This is a genomic window from Rathayibacter sp. AY1D1, from assembly GCF_002932635.1.
Lineage (GTDB): Bacteria > Actinomycetota > Actinomycetes > Actinomycetales > Microbacteriaceae > Rathayibacter.
The window spans coordinates 28,791-50,911 of record NZ_PSVY01000018.1; the positions used below are offsets into that span (position 1 = coordinate 28,791).

Genomic DNA, 22,121 nt, shown 5'->3' on the forward strand with positions numbered 1-22,121 from the left:
GACGACTCGGGCCTGCAGAAGGGCCGCCCGGGGAGTCGCCCGGGAGGTGCTCGCCGGTCAGTCCTTCTCCGGTCTGCCCGCAGTCCCCGCGTCAGCGGGCTCATCGGCCGGGGCGACAGGAGCTGCGGACTCGACCGCGGTGGGCTGGACCTCGGCTGATCTCGCATTCCTGGCGGCGAGGCGCTTCTTCTGGGACTTGCCGGTGCTGAACGGGCTCACCCACAGCCAGGAGAAGCGCCGCAGCGACTGGAAGATGAACAGCGACGCCCAGAGGGAGAACACCGTCAGGGCGACCGGGAAGACCGTCGCCGGAAGGGGCGGGACATTCGTCTCGCCGAGCAGGGGGACGAATGCGACGACGACCGCGATCACGAAGAGGTGCAGGAGATAGATCTGGAAGCTCTGCTGCCCCATGGTGACGAAGATCTTCAGTGCGCGGACCTTGACGAGGTACTGGGAGCCGGCGATGCCCGCGATGATCGCGACCGAACTGGCGATCAGGATGACACCCGGAATGCGGTTGGCGTCGAAGGCGACGATCACCGCGATGATGCCGAGGTAGGCCACCGCGAGCGCGAGCGCCTGCCAGAGCTTCACGCGAGCGGCGAAGCGGTAGAACGTGCGGGGGATGAACATCGCCACGAGGAAGAAGATGAAGTTCTGGAGCACCCGGTCCCAGCCGATGTTGTCGGTGTCGAGCAGGCCGGTGGTCGTCGCCGCGACGGCCAGCAGCCCGGCCACCGAGAGCTGGATCCATCGGGGCACCTTGCGGATCAGCCAGGCGAGGATGCTGAAGATCGCGAGAGCCCAGATGAACCAGTAGCTGCTCGACGGCAGGATGGGGAGCACCAGCACGTTGAGCGGGTCCGTCGGCGAGGTCGCCTCCGACCGTGAGAACGGGACGATGAGGTAGAAGACGACCCGGATGAACGACCACAGCAGGTAGAGGTACACCAGCGCGAGCACTCGGCGGCGCCACAGTTCGGCGAACGTCCACGTCAGCATCCGGGCGGCCGTGAGGCCCGCGATGAAGAAGAACACGGGCATGGGGAAGTAGAGGAGCACGGTCCGGAGCTTCGGGACGTACCCCGCGAGGTCGAAGAATCCGAGGAACAACGACGAGTGGTAGAGCACGACGAGGCTGATCGCGACGCCCTTGGCGAAGTCGATCCACTCCCGCGACTCGGGGCGCTTCACCACGGCGCCGGTCGCACTCGACCCGGTCATCCGCCGCTCCTCGCGTGGGCGCACACTGCGCGATCACTGTTCACCGATTGCTGCGGATCCATTGCGCCCCCAAGATGTCGAATTCGAACCGGATGCGAATGAGCCCCCGGTTCATTCCCCGTACGAGTCCTGAGAGTACGGGAAAGTTTCCGATCACGGACGAGTCGATGGAGTATCGAGGCGGCAAGGGAAGTCCGGACGCCTCGCCGCCGCCTGTCCGCGGAGATCGCCCGTCCGATCCCGGAGTCGCTCGGTCGATCGGGACGGGCGGCGGAGGATCGCAGACGAATGGACCGTCGAGAGACCCGCAGACGGCGCTTTCGTCCAGCCCCGGGGGTCGCGGACCCGAAGAACGAGACGAAACCGGCGTGCGGCCAGGACACCTCGACCTCTCCGGCATACTCCATGACGTGAACGACGCCACCACCGCCCCCAGTCTCGACGGCCGCGAGTTCGTGATGACCTCCTCGACCAACAGTGCGGTCGACCCGGAGTCGCCGTCGCGGTTCCACTACTCCGAGCGCGACGGAGTGGTCTGGGGCGACTACGTCGGCGACACCGTGACCTTCGGCCGGTTCGTGGGCACGCGCACCGGCGACGCCCTGCAGGTCTCGTTCGTGCACCAGCTGATCGACGGCGGGACCGTGGTCAGCGGCACCGGCGGCAGCCGCGTCGAGCTCGACGGGGAGGGCCTGCTGCGGCTCGTCGAGGAGTTCGAGATCGACGGCGACGACCACGTCAGCATCTGCGTCGAGGTCTGACGCTCAACGCGCCGCGTCGCGGCCGTTCCCCGCGGTGGTGAACCGCGTCATGCCGAGCCGGTTCGTCGATCCGGAGCGGTCGGGGATGTCGGAGGGCAGCAGGTAGGCCTTGCGCACCACCTCGTCGAGCACGACGACCGAGACCACCGACTTCACCTCGGGCCGGGCCGCGACCACGCCGGTGACGAAGTCGTGCACGCCGCCGATGTCGAGCGAGCGGACCAGGAGCATCGCGTCGTGCTCGCCGGTCGTGATGCAGCAGTACTCCACGTCGGGCATCTGGAGGATGCCCTCGCGGAACCGGTGCCACGACTGCGGATGCACCGTCACGAACACCAGGGCGCAGACGTCGAGCCCCACCTTTCCCGGATCGACCAGGGCCGAGAATCCGGTGATGACGCCGGATGCGGTCAGCTGCTCGACCCGGTTGTAGACGCTCGCCCGCGAGACGTTCACCCGCTCGGCCAGGGCGGACATCGAGATGCGCCCGTTCTCGCGCAGGACGGCGAGGATGCGCAGATTGAGGTCGTCGAGCCCGCCCGCGCTTTGTCCAGCGACCGCACCGGCGGCCGGATCGGTGATCGACATAATCCACTCCTTCGTCGCTGCGGGCGGCAGTTCGTCCACGATAGCGGCCCTCTGGAAACGGAGTGCGTCGCGATGTGCCATCGTTTCGCAACACGTCCAGCCGAACCCTCGCCAGGAGGCCTCCATGGTTGTCCGCTCCACCCGCACCCCGCGCTCCGCCCCGACGCGAGTGGTGATCGCCGCTGCGGCGGTCTCCCTCGCCCTTCTGGTGGCGGGCTGCTCCTCGGGCCGCGTCGACACCGCCGACGGCAGCAGCGCGACGCTCACCATCAACAAGGCGTTCGACCTCAAGACCGCCGACCCGGGCCGCATGTACGAGCCGACCGGCCAGATGGTCGACAAGGCGCTCTACGAGACCCTCCTCACCTTCGAGGGCGGCGACGTCTCGCAGGTCGTCGACGGCCTCGCGAGCCTCGAGCAGTCCGACGACGCGAAGACCTTCACCCTCACCCTGAACGGCGAGCACACCTTCTCGGACGGCACCGCGATGACCGCCGACGACGTGGTGTTCTCGCTGCAGCGCGTGATCGGCCTCAAGGGCAACCCCTCGTTCCTCCTCGACGGCGTCACCGTCACGAAGAAGGACGACACGACGGTGGTGCTGACCACCGAGAACCCCACGCCCGCCCTGCCGGCGATCCTGGCGAACCCGGCGCTCGGCATCCTGAACTCGAAGGTCGTGAAGGAGAACGGCGGCACCACCGACGAGACCGACACCGCCGAGACGTTCCTCAACACCACCTCCGCCGGCTCCGGCCCGTACGTGCTCGACACGCTCGACCTCGCCTCGCAGGTCGTGCTGACCGCGAACGAGAACTACGACGGCGACGCCCCGGGCTACGGCCGCGTGGTCATCCAGAACGTCGAGGGTGCGACCCAGAAGATCAACGTCGAGGGCGGCAGCGCCGATGTGGCGCTGGACCTCTCGGGCACTCAGGCGGAGGCGCTCGGCGACTCGGTCGCGGTGACCAGCGACCCGTCGGCGAACGTGATCTTCCTGCTGCTCAACCAGAACCCGAGCGTCTCGGCGATCACGTCGAACCCCGACTTCGTGAAGGCCGTGAAGGAGGCCGTCGACTACGACGACCTCGTCTCGATCGCCGGCAACGGCACCGCCCAGGCGTCCGGCGTCATCCCGAGCATGCTGCTCGGCGCCCTGCCCGAGAGCGGCGCGCTCACCCAGGACCTCGACGCCGCGAAGGCGGACCTCGCGAAGAGCGGCTACGCCGGCGAGTCCGTGACGCTCAACTTCCCGAGCGACATCAGCCTGAACGGCATCGACTTCCCGACCATCGCGCAGCGCATCCAGTCGCAGCTGAAGGACGCCGGCATCACCGTCGAGCTCGCCCCGGCCCCCGTCGCCACCGAGCTCGACGCCTACCGCAACGGCACCGAGACCATGGGCCTCTGGTACTGGGGCCCGGACTACCCGGACCCGAGCGACTACCTCGTCTTCACCCCGGGCGACGTCGTGGGCCTCCGCTCCGGCTGGACCGACGGTGCGGCCCCCGCGATCTCGGCGCTGGCCGACGCCGCGGCCACCGGCGGCAGCGACGACGAGCGCCAGTCGCGCTTCGAGGAGCTGCAGACCGCGCTGAACGCCGACGGCCCCTTCATCCCGCTGCTCCAGCCCGGCAACAACATCGCCGCGGCGAAGGACGTCTCGGGTGTCGTCTACAACGCGGTGTGGACCATCGACATCGCGGCCCTCACCGCGCAGTAGCCCGTGTCCACCACCACGACGGCCGTCCGGACCCCGCGTCAGCGCGGGGGCCGGGCGGCCCACCCGTTCCTCCGCTACGCGCTCCGCCGCGTGCTCACCTCGCTGCTGCTGGTGGTGGGCGTGACCCTCGTCACCTTCATCCTGACCAACCTCGTGCCGGGCGACCCCGTGGCGGCCGCTCTCGGCCAGCGCGCTGCGGAGGATCCGGAGATCGTCGCGCAGTTCCGCGCCCAGTACGGTCTCGACCAGCCGCTCGTCGTGCAGTACTTCACCTATCTCGGCAACCTGCTGCACGGCGACCTCGGCGTCTCCACCACCACGCACAACCCGGTGGTCGCCGACCTGGCGAAGGCGCTGCCGGCCACCCTCGAGATCGCCTTCGGCGCCATCGTGCTCAGCGTGATCGTCGGCGTGCTGTTCGGCACCGTCGCCGCCTACCGGCGCGGCAGGGCCTCCGACCACGTTCTGCGCGTCGTGTCGCTGGCCGGCCTCAGCGTGCCGACCTTCTGGCTCGCGCTGGTCCTCTACTACGTCCTCTACTTCCAGCTCCGGATCGCGCCGGGATCCGGCCGGCTGAGCAGCGACTTCACCACGCCGCCGACGGTGACGGGCCTCTACACGGTCGACGCCCTGCTCGCCGGCCAGCTCGACACCTTCCTCGACGCGGCGTCGCACCTCTTCCTCCCCGTCCTCGTCCTGACGCTCTACACGGTGGGCCTGCTGACCCGGTTCGTGCGCACCGCGGTGCTCGAGATCCTCGACCAGGACTACGTGCGGGCCGCCCGCGCGAAGGGGCTGCCGAACCGCGCGGTCACCTTCTCCTACGTGCTGCGCGGGGCGAGCATCCCGATCCTCACCGTCGTGGGCCTCGCCTTCGGCAGCCTGCTCAGCGGCACCGTGCTCGTCGAGGCGGTCTTCGGCTGGCCCGGGATCGGCTCCTACGCCTACCAGGCCGCGTCGCACCTCGACCTGCGCGGCATCATGGGCGTCGGCCTGCTCATCGGCGTGATGTACCTGCTCGTGAACCTGATCGTCGACCTGCTGTACGGCGTGCTCGACCCGAGAGTGAGGCTGGCCTCGTGACGGATCCGCGAACCACCCGGTCCGACCCGCGCGACGGCGCTCCGGCCGGTCCGCGCGACGGCGTCGGTGCCGGAGTGCTCGACCCGGTCGCCGCCCCCGGCCTCCGCCTGCGCCGCCCCCGCCTGCGCCTGGGCCGCTGGTCGGCGCCGCTCGGACTCCTCGGCGCCGCCGTCGGCGTGCTCTGGATCCTCATCGCCGTGCTCGCCCCCGTCATCGCCCCGCACGATCCGCTCGCGCAGGACCTGCCCCTCCTCCAGGCGCCCGGCGAGGGCACGCTGATGGGGACCGATGCGCTCGGCCGGGACGTGTTCTCGCGGGTGATCTGGGGTGCCCGGGTCACGATCCCGCTCGCCCTGCTGCTCGTCGTGATGTCGGTGCTGATCGGCGCGATCGTCGGATCCGTCGCCGGATTCCTCGGCCGTGCGGTCGACGAGGTCGCGATGCGCATCACCGACCTCGTGATGGCGTTCCCCACGGTCATCCTGGCGATGGTGATCGCGGCCGCGCTCGGAGCGTCGCTCCTGAACGCGGTGCTCGCGGCGCTGATCGTGTCGTGGCCGTCCTACGCCCGGCTGACCCGCGGTCTCGTCCTCGGCCTCCGCTCGTCGAACTACGTCGTGTCCGGCCAGCTGCTCGGCTTCTCGCCGCTGCGCTCCCTCGTCCGCGACATCGCGCCCAACATCGTCGGCCCGGTGCTCGTCCTGGCGAGCCTCGACATCGGCACGGCCATCCTCCTGTTGTCGGGCCTGTCGTTCCTCGGGCTCGGTGCGAAGCCGCCGACCGCGGAGTGGGGCTCGATGGTGTCGGACGCCATCCAGAACTTCGACGCGTGGTGGATCGGGGTCTTCCCGGGCCTGGCCATCCTCACCGTCGTCATCGCGTTCAACTTCGTCGGCGACGCCCTGCGCGACGCCCTGGACCCGCGGTCGCAGACGATCCGCGGAGGAGGCGCCACGCTGTGAGCGACGCACTGACCATCAGCGGGCTGCGCATCCGCACCCGCAGCCACGCCATCGTGGACGGCATCGATCTGGCGCTGCGCCGCGGCGGCATCCACGGTCTCGCCGGCGAGTCGGGCTCGGGCAAGACCATGACCGCCCTGGCGGTGCTCGGACTGCTGCCCGGAGCGATGACGGCCAGCGGGAGCATCCGCCTCGCCGACGACACCGGCGACGGCACGACGGAGCTCGTCGGCGCGTCCCGGCAGGTGCTCGGCGCGGTGCGCGGACGCCGGGTCGCCATGGTCTTCCAGGACCCGTCGACGAGCCTGCACCCGCAGCTCACCGTGGGACGCCAGCTCACCGACCACCTGCGCCACCACCTCGGTCTCGGCAAGGAGGCCGCGTGGTCCAGGGCCGAGGCCCTGCTCGAGCGGGTGCGGGTGCCGGACGCCCGGGCCTCCCTCGGGCGCTACCCCCACCAGTTCTCCGGTGGTCAGCGGCAGCGCATCGCGATCGCGGTGGCGCTCGCGTGCGAGCCCTCCGTGCTGCTGGCCGACGAGCCGACGACCGCGCTCGACGTGACCGTGCAGGCCGGAGTGCTGCAGCTGCTGCGGGAGCTGGTCGACGACGGCGGGCTGAGCATCCTGCTCGTCACCCATGACCTCGGCGTGATGAGCGCCGTGGCCGACGAGGTGACGGTGATGCGCCAGGGGCTCGTCGTGGAGTCGGCTCCGCGCGAGCGGCTGTTCACCGCACCCGAGGACGAGTACACGCGGGCGCTGCTCGCGGCTCTGCCCGGCTCGAGCTTCGAGGAGAGCCCGGAGGAGCTGGTCGCCGAGCTCGTCGAGGGGCACGAGAGGGCCGCCGCCGCGGACGATCCGGGCGCGGCCGCGGCAGGCGACGTCGAGAGCGGTGCGCGATGAGCGCGGGAGTGGTTCTCGAGGCCGACGGCATCGTCGTCGAGTACGGGCGGAGACCGCCGCTGCGTGCCGTCGACGGGGTCGGCTTCCGGGTGGCGGCCGGCGAGGTCGTGGCGCTGGTCGGCGAGAGCGGCTGCGGCAAATCGAGCCTCGCGCGCGCCGTCGTCGGCATCGAGAAGCGCCGCGGTGGCGACGTGCGCCTGAACGGCGTCGACGTGCCCGCGCTCGGACTCCGTCGGCGCAGTCCGGCGATGACCGGCGTGCAGATGGTCTTCCAGGATCCGAACTCCTCGCTCAACCCCCGTCGCCGCATCGGCGAGCAGATCGGCGACGGCGTCCGGGCGGCTCTCGCCCGGGGAGCCGAGGGCTCGGACCCGGCCGACTGGCTGCGCCGCGTCGGGCTCGACCCGGCGATGGCGAGCCGGTTCCCGCACGAGTTCTCCGGCGGCCAGAAGCAGCGCATCGCCATCGCGCGGGCCCTCGCGGCGCGGCCGCGGATGCTCGTGGCCGACGAGCCGATCTCGGCCCTCGACGCCTCGACTCAGACGAGCGTCGCCGCGCTGATGCGCTCGCTCAGCGTCGAGGCCGGCGCGGGCATGCTGTTCATCTCGCACGACCTCTCGGTGGTCCGGCGCATCGCCGACCGGGTGCTCGTGATGTACCGCGGCCGGGTCGTGGAGTCGGGGGACACCGAGACGGTGTGGCAGAGCCCGCTGCACCCGTACACGCGAGCGCTGCTCGCGGCGATCCCGCTGCCGGACGGCCTGGGGCGGCTGCCGCTGGCTCCCCTCGAAGCCGACCGGGCGGCCTGGCTCGAGGAGCTGCCCGACGCGCTGGAGCGGACGGGCGCGTGAGCGCGGTGGAGGAGGCCCGGGCCGAGGAGTCCGCTCTCTGGAGCATGCCGAGGGCCGTGAACCGCAGCCCGCTCCCCGGGGACGGCGCGTTCATGACCGCCGGCTGGGCCGATCCGGGGCCGGTGATCGACCCCGACGAGCCGGTGCTCGCCTACACCGCGGAGCGCCGGTCGCGACTGGCGCAGGCGCTGCCCGCCGAGCTGCTGATCATCCCCGCCGGCCTGCCGCGGGTGCGCTCGAACGACAGCGACCACCGCTTCCGCCCGGGCACCGACCACGTGTGGCTGACGGGCAACGGAGTCGCCGAGAGCGTGCTCGTCGTCGACACGACGGGAGGGGAGGCCGGCTCGATCCTGTACCTGCGTGCTCCCTCCGGCCGCGACGGCGACGAGTTCTGGCAGAACGACGCGCTCGGCGACCTCTGGGTCGGTCCGCGGCCGTCGCTCGCCGAGACGCAGGCGGCACTGGGCATCGAGACCCGGCCGCTGGCCGACTTCACCCGCGACGTGGAGCGGGCTGCGCGGCGGGCCCGGCGCATCCGGGTCCTGCCCACCCTCGACGAGAGCGTCGACGAGCTGGTGCGGAGCATCTGCGGGCCGGAGCTCGGACCGCACCTCGTGCTCAAGTCGACGCTCGACGAGCTGCGCCTGATCAAGAACGACTGGGAGATCGGACGGCTGCAGCTCGCCGTCGACGGCACGGCGCGGGGATTCGACGACTGCCTCGAGGCGTGGCCGGTCGCCCGCGCGATGCCCCGCGGCGAGCGCTACCTCGAGGGCACCTTCGCCCGCCGCGCCCTGGTCGAGGGCCAGGGGCCGGCCTACGGATCGGTCGTCGCCTCGGGAGCGCACGCCACGACCCTGCACTACACGCGGAACACCGGGCCCCTCGCCGACGGCGACCTCGTCCTGATGGACATGGGCGTCGAGCTGCCCTCGCTCTACGCCGCCGACATCACCCGCACCTTCCCGGTCAGCGGGGAGTTCACCCCGCTGCAGCGGGACGTGTACTCGATCGTGCTGCGCGCGCAGCAGGCCGGCATCGACTCCCTGCGCGCGGGAGTGCGCTTCCAGGACTACCAGGACGCGTGCGGGCGAGCCCTCACCGAGGGGCTGATCGACCTCGGCCTGATCCGCTGCTCCGTCGACGAGGCCGTGGCCCCGTCCGCGTCGTACCACCGCCGGTGGAGCATCTCCCGCGCCGGGCACATGCTCGGGATGGACGTGCACGACTGCAACCACGCTCCGCACGAGACGTACCTCGGCGGAGTGCTCGCGGCCGGCCACACGCTCACCGTGGAACCGGGCCTCTACTTCCAGCCGGGCGACCTGACGGTCCCCGCCGAGCTGCGGGGGCTGGGCATCCGGATCGAGGACGACCTCGTAGTCACGGAGACGTCGTCGATCCTGCTCTCGGCGGCGATGCCGCGCACGCCCGACGCGGTGGAGGAGTGGATGGCGAGGTTGGCGGGCTGAGAGATCGGGCCCTCGACGCGATCGGCCGACGCGGCCTACGGGAGCTGCGGGGGCGCGATCAGTTCGAGGAATCCGCCGAGGGCACCTTCGAGGTAGATGATGCGCGTGCCGGCTCGGGCGCCAGCGGTCATCCGGTGAGGTGTCCCGACCGGTCTCCAGCCGTGTCCAGCGCAGAGTTCGAGGACACGATCGAGGTCCGAGACCGTGAGAGCGATGTGCACCGTGCCGACCTGCGCGGGCGAGCCGGCGGACTCGAGCTGTCGGGGCGGGTCGTACTGCAGCAGCTCCACCCGGTGGGGGCCGAGTGTCACCGTCGCTGCGCGGATCACGGCTCCACGGACGCCGGTGGTCGCCGCCGTGACGTCCACGTCGAGCATGAAGGTGCGCTCGAGCACGAACCCGAGACCGGAGCACCACAGCACCAGCGCGTCGTCGAGGTCGGCCACGGTGAGACCGGAGTGAGCGACGTCGGAGACGAGCGGTGATGCCATGACATCAGTATCGAACTCCGACATGCCTGCCTGAGGATGTGCGGCGCTCCTCACCCTCCCTGGGTGAGGCCGGTGATCAGGTTGATGGCGACGGCGACGACGAAGGTGCCGAAGAAGTAGGACAGCAGGGCGTGGGCCAGGGCGTTCCGGCGTGAGGGGGTGGAGGACTGGGTGATGCTGCTCGCGCTGTAGGCCATCCCGATCGAGAACGCGGTGTAGGCGAAGTCGCTGTAGGACGGGTCCTCGTCCTGGTCGAAGTCGAAGCGGTGGCGGTCGTCGAGGTAGTACATGCGTGCGTATTTGAAGGCGTAGACGGTGTTGACGAGCGCCCAGGCCGCGACGACCCCGACGACCGCGAGGATCGCGGCCGCGGATCCGACGGGGTCCTTCTGCTGGCTGCGGAGGAGTGCGACGACCACGAGGACGAGGCTGAAGAAGGTGGCGGCGATGATGAGCGAGTCGACCAGCTTCCGGGACCGGTCCTCGTGGCGGGCGAGGTCGCGGGTGCGTTCCGGGCCGGCCGGCCACGCCGTCGACCAGGCCCAGACGAGGAACACCGCCGCGGCAATCGCCCAGCCGAGCAGAGGCGACAGATCGGGGACCGCAGTGGACCCTGAGCGCTCGGGCCGGAGATCCTTCAGACGGGCACGATCGGCCCCAGCACATTGAGCGCGACGACGGCCACCAGCTGGACGACGCCCGCGGTGACCAGTCGACCACCGAGGTGCGACGTGTCAGCGGGCCGCTCGGTCACCGAGCCGATCCGTACTGCTCCCGACGTCGTCCGGCACGTGAGTCAGGATGTCGCCCACCTGGCAGCCGAGGACCTCGCAGATGGCGTCGAGTGCTGAGGAACTCACACCATCCTCCTGCGAAGAGGGGGCGGTGTCAGCCGGAGAGGGCAGTGCCCGAGATCGGGTGGGTCAGTCGTCGTCGCTATCGGGCGCGGGTGCCTGATCGGTGCTGGTGCTCGAGGTGGAGTCGGACCAGACTGCTTGTGCGCCGGAGTCGCCGATGCGGATGACGTCGATGGTCGCTCCGACGGAGATGGCGATCGCTGCGACGGCGAGCACGATTCCGACGAGGGGGCGGCGGGTGGTGGCGGCTCGGTCCTCGGTTCGTCGCGTGCGGCGGAACCAGAGCCACTGGACCAGGGCGACGAGGAACAGGCCGGCAGCCCAGGGGAGCAGGTGGTCGCCGAGCTCGGTGTGCTTCTCGAGGATCGCGGACGGCTCCGTCTGTCGTTCGAGCGCTTCACCGGCCTGCGTGGTGAGCGGGACGGCGATCAGCGCGGCGAGGGCGATGATCGGGGTGAGGATCCCGAACTTGCGGCGGGCGGCCGGCCAGAGGCTGCCGAGGATGAGCATCAGTGCGGCGAGGGGGAGCAGAACCACGACGGCGTGCACGAGGAGCGGGTGGAGGGGGAGGCCGTTGATCTGCCAGTCGTTCATCGGGGGCGCCTTCGGTCGAGAGGGGGGCTGTCCTCGTGACGCTAACGCGCCCCGCCCTGCGCGCTCTGCCGTTGGACGTGTTCGTGTGAGCCCTCGAACGATCACTCGCCCGTCCTCCGAGCCGACTCCCCGCTTCACCGCCGATATGCGAGGAGCCGACCGAGCGGAGTCAGGACGGGTGCCGGCTCGCCGGTGCGATCAGGCGGCGGAGCCGGTCGGTCACGAGAAGGGCACCGGCGGCGTCGATGGTGAGGACGTCGACGTCGAAGCGGTCGGTGACGGTGTCGAGCGTCCCGACGCCGCCGGCGAGGATCGCGGTCGCGAGGACGTCGGCGGTGACGATGTCCTCGGCGATCACGGACACCTGCACGAAGGGGACGTCACCGGGCTCGGCAGGTCGGCGCCAGACGTGCTCTCCGCGTTCGGCGGTCCCGGAGGTGGCGATCGCGCGGCGACCGTCGCCGAGGGGGACGATGCAGAGCAGCGCCTGCCGGTCGCCGGGATCCACGATCCCGATCGTCCAGCTGTCGGCGGGCGAGGTGAGGACGTCTCCCCCGACATCGAGGAGCCATTCGCCGTCGCCGAGCAGCCGGGCCGCGTGCGCCATGGTGGTCGCTTTGACGGTTCCGGCGAGGTCGATGACCCCGTCGGGCCGGTGCGGGGTGAAGGCGCCGTCCGTCGCCGTTCGCCAGTGCAGCGATTCGGTGTAGGCGGTCCGCATCTGCTCGGACGCGGCCGTCAGCGCGAGCTCGCCGCGGGCGATCCGGGACGCCTCCGACTCCGGCCGGTACAGGCTGAAGCGGGCGTCGGCGTCGGCGAAGACGGCTTCGACGTCGCCGACCGGGGTGTCGTCGGCGGCGCGCAGGCTGACGACGGTGCCCATCGTCGTGAACGTGTGCACGGTCAGAGTCCGGCCTGGTCGATCGCCGATTGCAGGGAGGTGAGGTACCCGTCGCTGGTGTAGGTCGCTCCGCTGACCGCCTGCACGTTCGCGGACTGGGCGGCGAGGACTTCTTGACGCAGGATCGGCGCGGCCCGGTGCGAGATCGACACGGACCGGCCGTCCTTGTCCGTGAGGTGCACGGCCGTGACGTCGGTGATCTGCCCGCCGGCGACGGTGATCGCGACCTGCACAGCGCCGAAGCGAGTCGGAACAGATGAGCCGGTCCACGTGCCGTCGGCCGAGGCGGACGGGCTAGCAGTGGCCGTCGAGCTCGTACCGGCCGACGGGTCGGTGGGCGCGCCGGCGGAGGGCGTCGTCGAGGCGGGGGCGCCGGCCGGGGTCGGCGTGGTCACCGCGGGAGCCGCTCCTTCCGCGGCTGTGGTGTCGCTCGTCCCGGTGGCGAGCGGGGACCCGGTGGCGCCGGCGGATCCCATCTGCCAGCCGACGACGAGGACGGCGAGGGAGGCGAGGACGCTGGCGACTGCTGCTCGTGTTCTCACCAGTCGAACCTCTCCACGTGGATCTGCCGGTTGGGCAGGCCTGCCGCTCGCGCGTCGCGGACGACGAGGTCGGCCCAGGCGGTCGGACCGCAGACGAACAGGTCGGATTCGAGCAGGCCCGGCAGTGCCGAGGTGATCGTCACACCTCGGGCGACGGACTCGGCGGACATCCACGTCGCCAGCCCTGCGGGCCGCCGGCCGATCATCCCGAACAGCGTGCCGCGGCTGCTGCGGACCAGTGTCCGAGTCTCGTCCCAGAGGTAGGTCTGGGAGTCGTCGGTGGCGCGCAGCAGGACGGTGGCCTCGCCGGGTCGGAGGCCGCCGTGCTCGAGGAGCGCTCGGGCGGGGGTGATGCCGATGCCGGCGGCGATGATCGCGAGCCGCGGGGCGGTGCGGGCGACGTCGGTGAAGATCCCGTAGGGCCCCTCGATCGAGACCGCGGTCCCGGGGCGCAGTCGTGCGAGACGGTCGGTCCCGGCTCCGAGTGCGCGGACGGTGATCCGAGCGCGGGTGTCGGTCGGGACGGCGGAGAAGGAGATCGGGTGCGCATGCCACCAGGTGCCGCGGCTCCAGAACCGCCAGATCGCGTACTGCCCGCCGATCACGCCGAGGCGGGAGAGGTCGCGGCCGGAGAGGTGGAGCGAGAAGACGCCGGGGGCGATCGTCTCGACGGCCTCGACCTGGATCCGGTGCCGCAGGGTGGCGAGTACGGGCACCGCGAACCGGAACCTGGCGATCGCTCCGAACGCCAGGACGTAGAGGGCGAGCCAGTAGACGCGCTGCGGGGTGCTCCCGGCGAGGACCTGGCCGGCGGAGAGCTGGTGGGGGACGGCGACGAGGACGGCCGCCTAGCTGAGGAGGTGGATCGCGTGCCACGCCTCGTAGGCGAAGCGGCGGCGCACGGCGACGAGGGAGGTGACGACGACGAGAACCAGCAGGGTGCTGCCGAGGAGCGCCTGGAGCATGTCGGCGCCGGAGTACAGGGTGAGCGTCTCGTTCCACAGCGTCAGCCCGTCGGTGAGGGCGTAGCCGACGGTGAGCAGGGCACCGTGCCCGAGGATCAGGTACAGGGCGGGCTTGCCGAGGCGACGGTGCAGCGCCATCGCGGTGTCCTGGCCGAAGGTGCGGTCGATCCAGGGGATCCGGGCGGCGAGGACGAGCATGACCAGGATCAGGTCGGTGCCGACGAGGCCGGCGACGATCCCTGCGGCCGTGAGAGCTCCGGCGATATCGGTGGCCTCCGCGGGCCCGCCGGCTGCGAGGTAGAGCGCGATGGCGAGGGCGACCGAGACCCAGCCGGCGGTGACGAGCGCGTCCGCGGAACGCAGGCGCCGACGCAGGGATCGCTCGCGGTCGGCCTGCGACCGCCGCAGCGTGGTCGGCGCGTGGGGTGCGGGTGCGTTGGTCGGTCGGATCGTGGTGCTCACGGCGGCGCCCTCCGGTCGGTGTCGCATGCGCCGACCTCGGGTTTCCGGGGGCGCGCTCCTACCGTCGCGGGGGAGTCTTGGTGTCGACTATGAGGGATGCGTGCCGATTCCCCGCGGGGGTCCGATTCGTGTTCGAGGTCTCACATGTCAGCGCTCGGGCAGCACGATCGTCACCCGCACTCCGTTGGGGCGGCGGTTCTCGATGGTGACCGATCCGTCGGCTGTGTCGACGAGAGCTGCGACGAGGGCGAGCCCGAGCCCGCTGCCGCCGTCGCGGCTGGTGCGCGCCTCGTCGGGTCGGGAGAAGCGCTCGAACGCGTGCGGCACGAACTCCTCCGGAATGCCGTGCCCGGTGTCCTCCACGCGCAGCTCGAGGGTGGAGTCGTGCTGCTGCAGGAGGAGGGTGATGCGTCCCGCAGGAGGCGTCGCGGCGATCGCGTTCGCGCCGAGGTTGTCGAGGATCCGCGAGAACGCGCTCACCGAGAGCGGGTAGGGCGCGTCGGCGCGCTCGATCGCGGTGTCGAGCTCGATGTCGGGGCCGGCGCCGCCCGTGATCGTCCTCAGCCGGTCGACGGAGTCCATCAGCTCGGTCTCCAGCTCGCTCGCCGTCGAGCGCGTCGCGGCGGGCGGTGCGGCGTCCAGGCGGGAGAGCTCCAGGAGGTTCGTCGCCAGGCGGGACAGGCGGGCGAGGGACCCCTCGGCGGCGCGGATCTCTTCTTCGAGGGCGTCCGCGTCGCCGAAGTGCCGGTGCGCGAGTTCGAGCTGGGTGATGACGACTGCCAGCGGCGTGCGGATCTCGTGGCTGGCCGCGGACACCATCTGCCGCTCCCGATCGGCGGTGTCCCGCGTCCGGGCGATGAACGCGTTCAACGTCTCCGCCAGATCCGACAGCTCATCAGTCGCCGGGCCTACGGGAAGCTCGCCGCCGTGCCGGTCGCCGAGCGACGCGGCGGTGCGGCGCATCCGCTCGACCGGACGCAGGGCGGCGCCGGTGAGCAGCCATGCGGCGAGGGCGGACAGGATCACGAGGGCCGCGGCGCTGACGAGCAGCGTCCGGTCCAGGGCCGCGACGGTCAGGTCGCTGCCGGCGCCGCTGCGAGCCGCCCACAGCTCCCACGTGCCCGCACTCGTGTCCAGGGTCCGGGAGACGATCGTGAACCGGACGTCCTCGTCGGTCATCACCGTCGAGGTGCCGTCGCTGCCGGTGCAGCGCTCCAGAACCTCGTGGACGTCGTGCGGCATCGTGTCGACGGGGACCGCCCCGCCGGGAGCGCGCGCGAAGATCAGGATCCCCTCGGCCGGAGGGTCGGGGGTCTCGGTCGGGTCCGATCCCAGATCGGCGAGATACGGGGCGAGGTCGCCCTCGGCGAGGGTCACCTCGGACGCGACGACGATGCTGCGGAACTGCCCGTGCAGCACGAGGGTGATCACGCCGACCCCGATCAGCGCGACGAGGAGGCTGCCGAGGGTGATCCGGGAGCGGATCGACAGGGAGCGCAGCAGCCTCACTCGGCGCGCTCCAGCCGGTATCCGGCGCCGCGGACGGTCGTGATCCGGAGGCCTGTGTCGGCGAGGGCGAGCTTCTTGCGGAGGTAGCTGACGTACTGATCCACGAGGGTCGGCTCGAACGTCTCCGTGGACCCCCACACTTCGGCGAGGATCTCCGTCCGGGTCAGTACCTCGTCCTGATGCACGGCGAAGAAGCGCAGCAGCGTGAGCTCCTTGACACTCAGCGCGAAGGGACGCTCTCGGACCGTCGCGCGCACGGACAGGGCATCCAGGCGCAGCGCTCCGATCTGGACCACTGGCTGCGGGCCGCTGGCTCGGCGCCGGATCTGTGCTCGGATCCGGGCGCTCAGCTCGCCGAAGTGGAACGGCTTCGTGACGTAGTCGTCGGCGCCCGAGTCCAATCCAAAGATCCGGTCCTCGACGGCGTCCCGCGCCGTGATCAGCACGACCGGGACGGTGCTGCCCGACTCGCGCATCCGACGGCAGACCTCGAACCCGGTCATCCCCGGCAGCATGACGTCGACGACGGCGACGTCGACATCTCCCGCCGTGAAGGCGATCAGCGCATCGACACCGTTGTCGACGAGTTGCACGTCGTAGCCGTCCTCCCGCAGTCCTCGCTCGACGAGGGCGCCCATCTGCGGGTCGTCCTCGACGACGAGGATCCGGGACATCAGATCGCGCCGGAAGTCCCGAGCAGCGACCCGATCAGGAAGGTCGCGGCGAGGGCCAGAGCGCCGCCGACGACGATGCGGATCATCGGGCGCAGCGCCGGGCTGCCGCCGACCCGCGCGCTGATGTAGCCGGTCGCGGCGAGGGCGATCAGCACCACGGCGAAGGTCACCGGAACCCTCCAGTCCGGCGGAGGGAGCAGGATCGCCAGCAGCGGCAGCACGGCTCCCAGGAGGAACGCCAGCGCCGAGGCGCCGGCGGCGGCGAGCGGGCTGGCGACCGCTTCCTCGTTCAATCCGAGCTCCGCTTCCAGATGTGCGGTCAGAGCGTCGTTCTCGGTCAGCTCGCGGGCGACCTGATGCGCTGTCTCCGGGGTCAGGCCACGCGCTCGATAGAGCCAGGCGAGTTCTTCCAGCTCCCCGTCGGGATCCTCGGCCAGCTCGACCCGCTCCTTCGCGATCAGTGCGCGCTGGCTGTCGCTCTGGCTGCTCACCGACACGTACTCGCCGAGCGCCATCGATACCGCGCCGCCGACCAGACCCGCGACACCGGCCGTCAGGATCGGAGCCGTCGCCGTCGTCGCGCCCGCGACACCCACGACCAGAGCGGCGACCGACACGATGCCGTCGTTCGCGCCCAGCACGCCCGCTCGCAACCAGTTCAGCCGACCTGAGATCGCGCTGTCGTGCGGTTCCGCGCGGGGCGAGGAGGGCGGAGGCGTGGACGGGGTCGACATGAGGGCCATGCAAGCACCCGCCCCGCGGGAGCGCTAGCCAGGAGAGCCTGCCCAATCCCGTCGGTGCTGCACCGGCTGAGAAGAGACGCAGGGGAGAGGCAGAGCCCAGCGCTGGCCGGGAGTTAACCCATGCAGTCAGGGTGACACGGACCCCCGTCATTCGCACTCGGACAGAGTCATCGATGGTGCAGAGCCCCAGTCGAAGCGGCGATCTGCACACCTCGGTGGGCGAGGAGATGCGGACGGTGCCGGCGGGCTGACCGCTGTCAGCCGGTCTGCTGCGGGCCAGCAGGAAGCCCAACGGCTCCTAGGCTGACCCGATGAGTTCCCCGGCACCGACCCGCCCATTCGTGGGTGTAGCGCGCATCGCCGTCGGTGCAGCCGCGGTCGCGGTGATCCTCCACACCTACGCGCTGAGCATCGTGGCCGGCGAGTCGAATCCGTTCGACTACTTCGGCTACTTCACGAACCAGACCAGCCTCCTCGCGAGCGCGGTGCTGATCGTCGCCGGATCGGTCGCGCTCGCCCGCCGTCCGACGCCGGTGTGGCTGAGCTACGTCCGCGGCGCGGCGACGGCCTACTCGATCGTCGTCGCCGTGATCTACAACACCCTCGTACCCGGTACCGGGACGGCTCCGCCCTGGGTCAGCGCCGTCCTGCACGTGGTGCTCCCCGCGCTCGTCCTCCTCGACTGGATCGTCGTCGCCGACCGCGGACCGCTCTCCTGGCGCCGGCTGTGGGTGGTCCTGCCCTACCCGATCGTCTGGGTCGTCGTCGTGCTCGTCCGCGGAGCGACCGACGGGTGGGTGCCGTACGGCTTCCTGCTCCCCGAGAACGGAGTGCCGTCGCTGGTCCTGCACGTCGTCGGGCTGACTTGCGCGGTGCTCCTTGCGGGCGCGCTCGTCTGGGCGCTGAGTCGACGCCGCAGATCGGCCGGTTGATGTCCTGTCCTCCGTCGCCGTGGATCATGAGGCGTGCTGGTTCCCGACGTCGGGCGCGTCACCTCTCGTGCGTCGCGGCTCGGCCGCGGCGGGCTCTGATCACGCGCGACACGAGATCGATGACCAGCAACCCCGACATCAGTTCAGTCTCGCGAACCCGAGCGCCTTGTGCGCGTCCCGTATGGGGATCGTCGAGCGATCACCTGAACGCCGATTCGTGGACCGACGCACGCCGCATCGCGACGGCGGGACGATAGAACCCCTGGGAGCCGCCGTCTCTCACCATTCGTCGCCCAGCTTGCGGAGCCGGTTGTCCTCCGGCAGGGTCCGGCGCGAGAAGTCGTGCAGAACGTCGGACGACGCCGTTTCCTGTCCGTCGCGTTCAGCTCGTCGGATGGCCGCGAGGACGACGCATGTCACAGCCGCGATCAACGCCGCAGCAGTCGTCAACGTCATCCATGTCGGCTGAACGGTCGAACCGTCCGAGCACAGCGGGTTCCAGAGGAACCCCTCTCCGGTCAGGCTGCCTCCGCCGCGGGTCCGGCACGTCTCGCTCGGGTCCCACATGTAGATGGAGGCAACCGCTCCCATGACGGCTGCGAGACCGCCGAAGACCAAGGCGAGAACGACGGGCGTCGCTGCACTCGGTCGCGGGGGCTCTCCAACGGTCATCGGGACATCATGCACTGCACTCCACGGGATCGATCAAGAACCGGAACAACAGAGGCGGCTGCGAGCGCCCCGCAGGGAGGTCATCGCGCAGCGACAGAGGACTTCAGCACTTCACCGACACGCAGAATCTCGTCCGAAGGGAAGCGGAACGGGTTGAGGGAGAGCAGGTCATCCGCCGTCATCCCCGCTCTTCCCTTTCTCGTGAGGTTGGGGCGACCGGATGGAGTGGCCGCAGTTCCCTCAGGGGCCACAGCGCATTGCTCGTGGCCGGGCTCGTGGATGAGCCCAGAGAGCGCGGACGCCCTTTCGTCGTCGCGGGAGCGACGATCGCGGCTGCAGCCGTTCTCTGCGCTCCCGTGTACGACGCCGGTCTAGCCGTCCTCCGGACCGAGGGGGACGTGCCGACAGCTGCTCTCGGTGCGCCCGCCCGACGCGATGATCCCGAACAGCTGTCGAGCCAGCTCGGAACGACGCCGCAAGCGCGCATCAGCTACGGGCAGCGGTAGGTCTTCGCGAAGTCGGTTGCCGTGAACTGCCTTCCCTCGGTCATGGAGTTCAGTGACGGGCAGATGTCGTTGTTGTGCGCCGCCGCTACGAAGGGGGTCGCTGCTTGTGGGACGCAGCCGTAGTCCTGGTCGGGCTGGTCGAGGATGCGCAGCTGACCCGTCTCCCCGGCGGCGAGGTGAAGATCGGACCAGGAGCAGGACCAGGTGAGTGAGGCTCCGGTGTCGTTGGTGATGCTGACGTAGTGGGAAGGGCCATGCACCCCGAACAGCAGATCACCTACCCACAGAACCGCGGCCGCCACGACGGCTAGAGCGCCCAGCGCGATCGACAGTCTCACCAACCGTCGTTGGCGGGGTGGCGTCTGCCGGTCCGGCGAGGATCTACTCGGGTCCCAGCTGTCCAGACCTTCAACCACGGCGTCTCCCCTCAATGGGCGAGAAACGGCCTCGACCGCTGCCCAGCTCGAGACCGCCCACGGGAGAAGAGTAGGCGTGATGCAGCTCTCACCACGAGGAGCAACCGGCTCGCGACCGAGAGCGTCCGCAAGGCGATCGTTCACAGACGCATTGCGGGACTGGCGATGTTCGTTCGTGAAGTTTGAGACGAAACGGTGCTCTGAGGGCATTCACTACTGAGGGGGTGATGTCGGGTGGTCGGTGCTGCTGAGGCGACGCTGGTGGATCGTCTTCGCGGCGGTGACCCGTCGGCGCTGGACGTTCTCTTCCGGATGCACGGCCGCGCGGTCTACCGCGCCGCGGGAAGCTTCCTCACGGACGCCGGCCATGCGGAGGACGTCGTGCAGGAGAGCTTCTTCCTGCTCTGGAAGCGCCGCTCGAGCGTGCGCATCGTGGGGGAGTCGGTGCTGCCCTGGCTGCTGGTCACGGTACGCAACCTCAGCTTCTCGACCAATCGCCGCGAGCAGCGCCGACGCCACCTGCCCCTTTCCGACGACTCCGCCTCTCGCGGCGTCGACGCGGAGGCGAGCGACCGGCTGCTGGACGTGCGACGTCTGGTCGAGCAGATGAGCGCGACGGACCGCGCGATCTGGACGGCGTGCATCGAGGACGACCTCAGCTACAGCGATGCCGCTCGCTCCCTCGGCCTGTCCCGCGGGACTGTCCGCAACCGCCTCTCGCGGGTGCGGACATCACTGGCGAGAACCCTGACGGAACGGACAGAAGACCATGGACGATCCTGACCTGAGCGACGAGCAGCTCGAGCGCATCAGCGCACGCCTCGCGCACCGCATCCGCCGCCGCCGACGTCTTCGCCAGGCCGCGGCGGTGACGCTCGCCGGCATCGCCGGCGCCGTCCTCAGCGCGGCAGTCCTCACGGCGGTGACGACCGAGCGCGGCACTCCGGTCGCAGCGCCCGTCACCTGCTGGGAACCGGACGGGCAGGGCGTTGCCCTGTCGGGCGAGATCCAGACACCCGCAGAACACTTCACTGCGTCGCTCGCCGCGGCGTGCGCTGCGCTCGCGGGCACCAACGGAGACGGAACGGACGCCGCCCTGTTTTCCCTCGCAGGAACCCAGGTGTGCCAGGAGGGCGGCCGAATCGACATCTTCACGGGACTGACCACCACAGTCGACTGCACCAACCCGCCCACGACCCGGACCGGAGTCGACCAGTGACCTTCAGACGCACGAGAACCCTCGCCCTCAGTACCCTCTGCCTCTCCGCGGCGCTCCTCGCCAGTGGATGCGCGACGAGCGCCAGCAGCCCCGGGTCGCCGTCGACGGCGCAGCTGCCGGGTGAACTGCTCAGCGCCGAAGACGCGACCAAGCCCGTCTACGAGACCACCGCTGTCATCGGCGATCAAGGATCAGGCGGATGGCTGCTCGATCACCCCGTCAGCCTTCGCATCACCGGCACCGACGGCCGGTCGCAGCTCAGCGTCGACGGTCCCTGCAACACGCTCACCTACGACCTCCAGTCCGCCGGCCTGCAGACCTCCGTATGGGTGGTCACCGGAGGCCCCGCGACGACGTACGTCGGCTGCCTCGACGCCGCCGACGAACGAGAGCAGTGGCTCATGGACGTGCTGGGCGCCGAGGACGTCAGCCTCACCCAGACCTCCACGACGATGCGCATCCGCTCCGGCCCCGTCACCATCGACGCCACCGCCAGCACGACCCCCATCTCCACCGAGACGCCTGCCGAACCAACAGAGATGACGGAGTCCCTGACACCCACCGTCCCGACGGAGGGCCCACCGGGCACCCCCATCGCCACCGCCGCCTCTGAGGGGCCGATCATCGACGTCCAGCAGCTGACGAACCCGGCGCTCGACCTGGCTAACGGCACCGGAGTCCAGCTCTCGACGCTCAGTGCGGAGGAGAAGAAGCAGTACCCGATCTACGCGGTCGGAACCACGTACGAGGAGCTCGCCGCTTATGACCCCGCTCTCGCGGACCACTACTGGGTCGCACAGGACGAGCCGGTCTGGGCGCTGACCGTGCACGCGCCCGCGGAGAGAACAGACGTGCCCTATGGCTTCGACCTCCATCGGGTGGACGTCTTCACCGCCGTCTACGACGGGATCAGCGGAGAGCTCCTGACGTCACAGGGCGATGTCGACCTCGCGTCTCTCGGTGCGCCCGGCGAGCTGATCACCGCCGGATAGATCCTTAGTTACCGTCCGTATGGGAATCCCCAAACGGGACGCCAGAGGCGATGCGGATGAGGCGAAGCGCGCGA

Annotated in this window: 26 protein-coding genes; 11 read left to right on the plus strand and 15 right to left on the minus strand. The window is 70.5% G+C overall.

The annotated features are described in order from the left end of the window. Window positions 1–57 precede the first annotated feature (57 nt). Complete coding sequence (locus C5C56_RS11800; RefSeq protein ID WP_104260246.1) at window positions 58–1,227, minus strand: acyltransferase; 1,170 nt, start codon at window positions 1,225–1,227, stop codon at window positions 58–60. 410 nt (window positions 1,228–1,637) lie between these two features. Between C5C56_RS11800 and C5C56_RS11805 the strand changes: the two genes are divergently transcribed. Beyond that, on the plus strand, window positions 1,638–1,988 hold the full coding sequence (locus C5C56_RS11805) for a hypothetical protein (RefSeq protein WP_258060307.1): 351 nt from the start codon (window positions 1,638–1,640) through the stop codon (window positions 1,986–1,988). 3 nt (window positions 1,989–1,991) lie between these two features. Here the strand turns inward: C5C56_RS11805 and C5C56_RS11810 are convergent, their stop codons facing one another. Beyond that, the gene (locus C5C56_RS11810; RefSeq protein WP_104223259.1) at window positions 1,992–2,576 is read right to left on the minus strand and encodes an Lrp/AsnC family transcriptional regulator; all 585 of its coding nucleotides are present in this window, start codon (window positions 2,574–2,576) and stop codon (window positions 1,992–1,994) included. A gap of 124 nt (window positions 2,577–2,700) precedes the next feature. Here C5C56_RS11810 and C5C56_RS11815 point away from each other — a divergent pair, with 124 nt between their 5' ends. The 6 genes from C5C56_RS11815 to C5C56_RS11840 are packed head-to-tail and all read left to right on the plus strand — an operon-like array spanning window position 2,701 to window position 9,572. Then, on the plus strand, window positions 2,701–4,299 hold the full coding sequence (locus tag C5C56_RS11815) for an ABC transporter substrate-binding protein (RefSeq protein ID WP_104223258.1): 1,599 nt from the start codon (window positions 2,701–2,703) through the stop codon (window positions 4,297–4,299). A 3-nt stretch (window positions 4,300–4,302) separates the two neighbouring features. Beyond that, the gene (locus C5C56_RS11820) at window positions 4,303–5,382 is read left to right on the plus strand and encodes an ABC transporter permease (RefSeq protein WP_104226525.1); all 1,080 of its coding nucleotides are present in this window, start codon (window positions 4,303–4,305) and stop codon (window positions 5,380–5,382) included. Continuing rightward, entirely contained in the window at window positions 5,379–6,344 is a 966-nt protein-coding gene (locus C5C56_RS11825) for an ABC transporter permease (RefSeq protein ID WP_258063303.1), read from the plus strand. Before C5C56_RS11820 ends, C5C56_RS11825 begins: the two co-directional genes overlap by 4 nt. Further along, window positions 6,341–7,246, plus strand: a complete 906-nt coding sequence (locus C5C56_RS11830; RefSeq protein ID WP_104319655.1) for an ABC transporter ATP-binding protein — start codon at window positions 6,341–6,343, stop codon at window positions 7,244–7,246. The genes C5C56_RS11825 and C5C56_RS11830 overlap by 4 nt, the downstream gene beginning before the upstream one ends. Further along, window positions 7,243–8,097: an ATP-binding cassette domain-containing protein gene (locus C5C56_RS11835; protein WP_104319656.1), complete on the plus strand. Its 855-nt coding sequence runs from the start codon at window positions 7,243–7,245 to the stop codon at window positions 8,095–8,097. The genes C5C56_RS11830 and C5C56_RS11835 overlap by 4 nt, the downstream gene beginning before the upstream one ends. After that, on the plus strand, window positions 8,094–9,572 hold the full coding sequence (locus C5C56_RS11840) for an aminopeptidase P family protein (RefSeq protein WP_219813890.1): 1,479 nt from the start codon (window positions 8,094–8,096) through the stop codon (window positions 9,570–9,572). Before C5C56_RS11835 ends, C5C56_RS11840 begins: the two co-directional genes overlap by 4 nt. A gap of 35 nt (window positions 9,573–9,607) precedes the next feature. Here C5C56_RS11840 and C5C56_RS11845 read toward each other — a convergent pair whose 3' ends face one another. From C5C56_RS11845 to C5C56_RS11890, 11 genes are all read right to left on the minus strand, one after another. Further along, window positions 9,608–10,063: a VOC family protein gene (locus C5C56_RS11845; protein WP_181133889.1), complete on the minus strand. Its 456-nt coding sequence runs from the start codon at window positions 10,061–10,063 to the stop codon at window positions 9,608–9,610. A gap of 50 nt (window positions 10,064–10,113) precedes the next feature. Further along, window positions 10,114–10,704: a DUF1345 domain-containing protein gene (locus C5C56_RS11850; protein WP_104273005.1), complete on the minus strand. Its 591-nt coding sequence runs from the start codon at window positions 10,702–10,704 to the stop codon at window positions 10,114–10,116. 93 nt (window positions 10,705–10,797) lie between these two features. Next, on the minus strand, window positions 10,798–10,923 hold the full coding sequence (locus C5C56_RS18495) for a helix-turn-helix transcriptional regulator (RefSeq protein ID WP_181127398.1): 126 nt from the start codon (window positions 10,921–10,923) through the stop codon (window positions 10,798–10,800). Between the two features lie 63 nt (window positions 10,924–10,986). Continuing rightward, window positions 10,987–11,514 carry a DUF2231 domain-containing protein gene (locus C5C56_RS11860; RefSeq protein WP_104226519.1) on the minus strand — a complete coding sequence of 176 codons (528 nt, stop codon included), beginning with the start codon at window positions 11,512–11,514 and terminating at the stop codon, window positions 10,987–10,989. Window positions 11,515–11,683: 169 nt separating this feature from the next. After that, window positions 11,684–12,415 (minus strand): FAD:protein FMN transferase, encoded by a 732-nt coding sequence (locus C5C56_RS11865; RefSeq protein ID WP_258065666.1) that lies wholly within the window; start codon window positions 12,413–12,415, stop codon window positions 11,684–11,686. Between the two features lie 2 nt (window positions 12,416–12,417). Continuing rightward, a complete protein-coding gene (locus C5C56_RS11870) occupies window positions 12,418–12,957 on the minus strand; it encodes an FMN-binding protein (RefSeq protein ID WP_258065667.1) in 540 nt (179 codons plus the stop codon). Beyond that, window positions 12,954–13,673, minus strand: a complete 720-nt coding sequence (locus C5C56_RS18170; RefSeq protein ID WP_219813891.1) for a hypothetical protein — start codon at window positions 13,671–13,673, stop codon at window positions 12,954–12,956. The genes C5C56_RS11870 and C5C56_RS18170 overlap by 4 nt, the downstream gene beginning before the upstream one ends. A 132-nt stretch (window positions 13,674–13,805) precedes the next feature. Next, complete coding sequence (locus C5C56_RS18175) at window positions 13,806–14,384, minus strand: ferric reductase-like transmembrane domain-containing protein (protein WP_219813892.1); 579 nt, start codon at window positions 14,382–14,384, stop codon at window positions 13,806–13,808. A gap of 147 nt (window positions 14,385–14,531) precedes the next feature. Further along, window positions 14,532–15,893, minus strand: a complete 1,362-nt coding sequence (locus C5C56_RS11880) for a HAMP domain-containing sensor histidine kinase (protein WP_104319657.1) — start codon at window positions 15,891–15,893, stop codon at window positions 14,532–14,534. After that, complete coding sequence (locus tag C5C56_RS11885; protein WP_104319658.1) at window positions 15,890–16,567, minus strand: response regulator transcription factor; 678 nt, start codon at window positions 16,565–16,567, stop codon at window positions 15,890–15,892. The genes C5C56_RS11880 and C5C56_RS11885 overlap by 4 nt, the downstream gene beginning before the upstream one ends. Next, window positions 16,567–17,301, minus strand: coding sequence for a VIT family protein (locus tag C5C56_RS11890; RefSeq protein ID WP_104319669.1), 735 nt, complete (start codon window positions 17,299–17,301; stop codon window positions 16,567–16,569). Before C5C56_RS11890 ends, C5C56_RS11885 begins: the two co-directional genes overlap by 1 nt. Window positions 17,302–17,621: 320 nt before the next feature. Between C5C56_RS11890 and C5C56_RS11895 the strand changes: the two genes are divergently transcribed. Then, window positions 17,622–18,242 carry a Pr6Pr family membrane protein gene (locus C5C56_RS11895; RefSeq protein ID WP_104319659.1) on the plus strand — a complete coding sequence of 207 codons (621 nt, stop codon included), beginning with the start codon at window positions 17,622–17,624 and terminating at the stop codon, window positions 18,240–18,242. Between the two features lie 279 nt (window positions 18,243–18,521). Here C5C56_RS11895 and C5C56_RS11900 read toward each other — a convergent pair whose 3' ends face one another. Together C5C56_RS11900 and C5C56_RS11905 are read right to left on the minus strand one after the other, a co-directional pair. Then, a complete protein-coding gene (locus C5C56_RS11900) occupies window positions 18,522–18,914 on the minus strand; it encodes a hypothetical protein (protein WP_104268940.1) in 393 nt (130 codons plus the stop codon). 490 nt (window positions 18,915–19,404) lie between these two features. Continuing rightward, on the minus strand, window positions 19,405–19,680 hold the full coding sequence (locus C5C56_RS11905) for a hypothetical protein (protein WP_146076568.1): 276 nt from the start codon (window positions 19,678–19,680) through the stop codon (window positions 19,405–19,407). Window positions 19,681–20,097: 417 nt separating this feature from the next. On the opposite strand from C5C56_RS11905, the gene C5C56_RS11910 reads away from it, so the two are divergent. Genes C5C56_RS11910 through C5C56_RS11920 form a run of 3 tightly spaced genes read left to right on the plus strand, consistent with a single transcriptional unit; the run spans window position 20,098 to window position 22,047 of the window. After that, window positions 20,098–20,619, plus strand: coding sequence for an RNA polymerase sigma factor (locus C5C56_RS11910; RefSeq protein ID WP_146086481.1), 522 nt, complete (start codon window positions 20,098–20,100; stop codon window positions 20,617–20,619). Continuing rightward, on the plus strand, window positions 20,606–21,055 hold the full coding sequence (locus C5C56_RS11915) for a hypothetical protein (protein ID WP_104268938.1): 450 nt from the start codon (window positions 20,606–20,608) through the stop codon (window positions 21,053–21,055). Before C5C56_RS11910 ends, C5C56_RS11915 begins: the two co-directional genes overlap by 14 nt. Continuing rightward, window positions 21,052–22,047: a hypothetical protein gene (locus tag C5C56_RS11920; RefSeq protein WP_104226510.1), complete on the plus strand. Its 996-nt coding sequence runs from the start codon at window positions 21,052–21,054 to the stop codon at window positions 22,045–22,047. Before C5C56_RS11915 ends, C5C56_RS11920 begins: the two co-directional genes overlap by 4 nt. The last annotated feature ends 74 nt before the right edge of the window (window positions 22,048–22,121 follow it).

What these genes read in the sequence shown, in the direction of transcription:
- C5C56_RS11815 (WP_104223258.1), top strand. Translation starts at nt 2,701, where the DNA reads ATGGTTGTCCGCTCCACCCGCACCCCGCGCTCCGCCCCGACGCGAGTG.
- C5C56_RS11890 (WP_104319669.1), bottom strand. Translation starts at nt 17,301, where the DNA reads ATGTCGACCCCGTCCACGCCTCCGCCCTCCTCGCCCCGCGCGGAACCG.
- C5C56_RS11900 (WP_104268940.1), bottom strand. Translation starts at nt 18,914, where the DNA reads ATGACCGTTGGAGAGCCCCCGCGACCGAGTGCAGCGACGCCCGTCGTT.
- C5C56_RS11835 (WP_104319656.1), top strand. Translation starts at nt 7,243, where the DNA reads ATGAGCGCGGGAGTGGTTCTCGAGGCCGACGGCATCGTCGTCGAGTAC.
- C5C56_RS11800 (WP_104260246.1), bottom strand. Translation starts at nt 1,227, where the DNA reads ATGACCGGGTCGAGTGCGACCGGCGCCGTGGTGAAGCGCCCCGAGTCG.
- C5C56_RS11845 (WP_181133889.1), bottom strand. Translation starts at nt 10,063, where the DNA reads ATGGCATCACCGCTCGTCTCCGACGTCGCTCACTCCGGTCTCACCGTG.
- C5C56_RS11915 (WP_104268938.1), top strand. Translation starts at nt 20,606, where the DNA reads ATGGACGATCCTGACCTGAGCGACGAGCAGCTCGAGCGCATCAGCGCA.
- C5C56_RS11885 (WP_104319658.1), bottom strand. Translation starts at nt 16,567, where the DNA reads ATGTCCCGGATCCTCGTCGTCGAGGACGACCCGCAGATGGGCGCCCTC.
- C5C56_RS11895 (WP_104319659.1), top strand. Translation starts at nt 17,622, where the DNA reads ATGAGTTCCCCGGCACCGACCCGCCCATTCGTGGGTGTAGCGCGCATC.
- C5C56_RS11860 (WP_104226519.1), bottom strand. Translation starts at nt 11,514, where the DNA reads ATGAACGACTGGCAGATCAACGGCCTCCCCCTCCACCCGCTCCTCGTG.
- C5C56_RS11810 (WP_104223259.1), bottom strand. Translation starts at nt 2,576, where the DNA reads ATGTCGATCACCGATCCGGCCGCCGGTGCGGTCGCTGGACAAAGCGCG.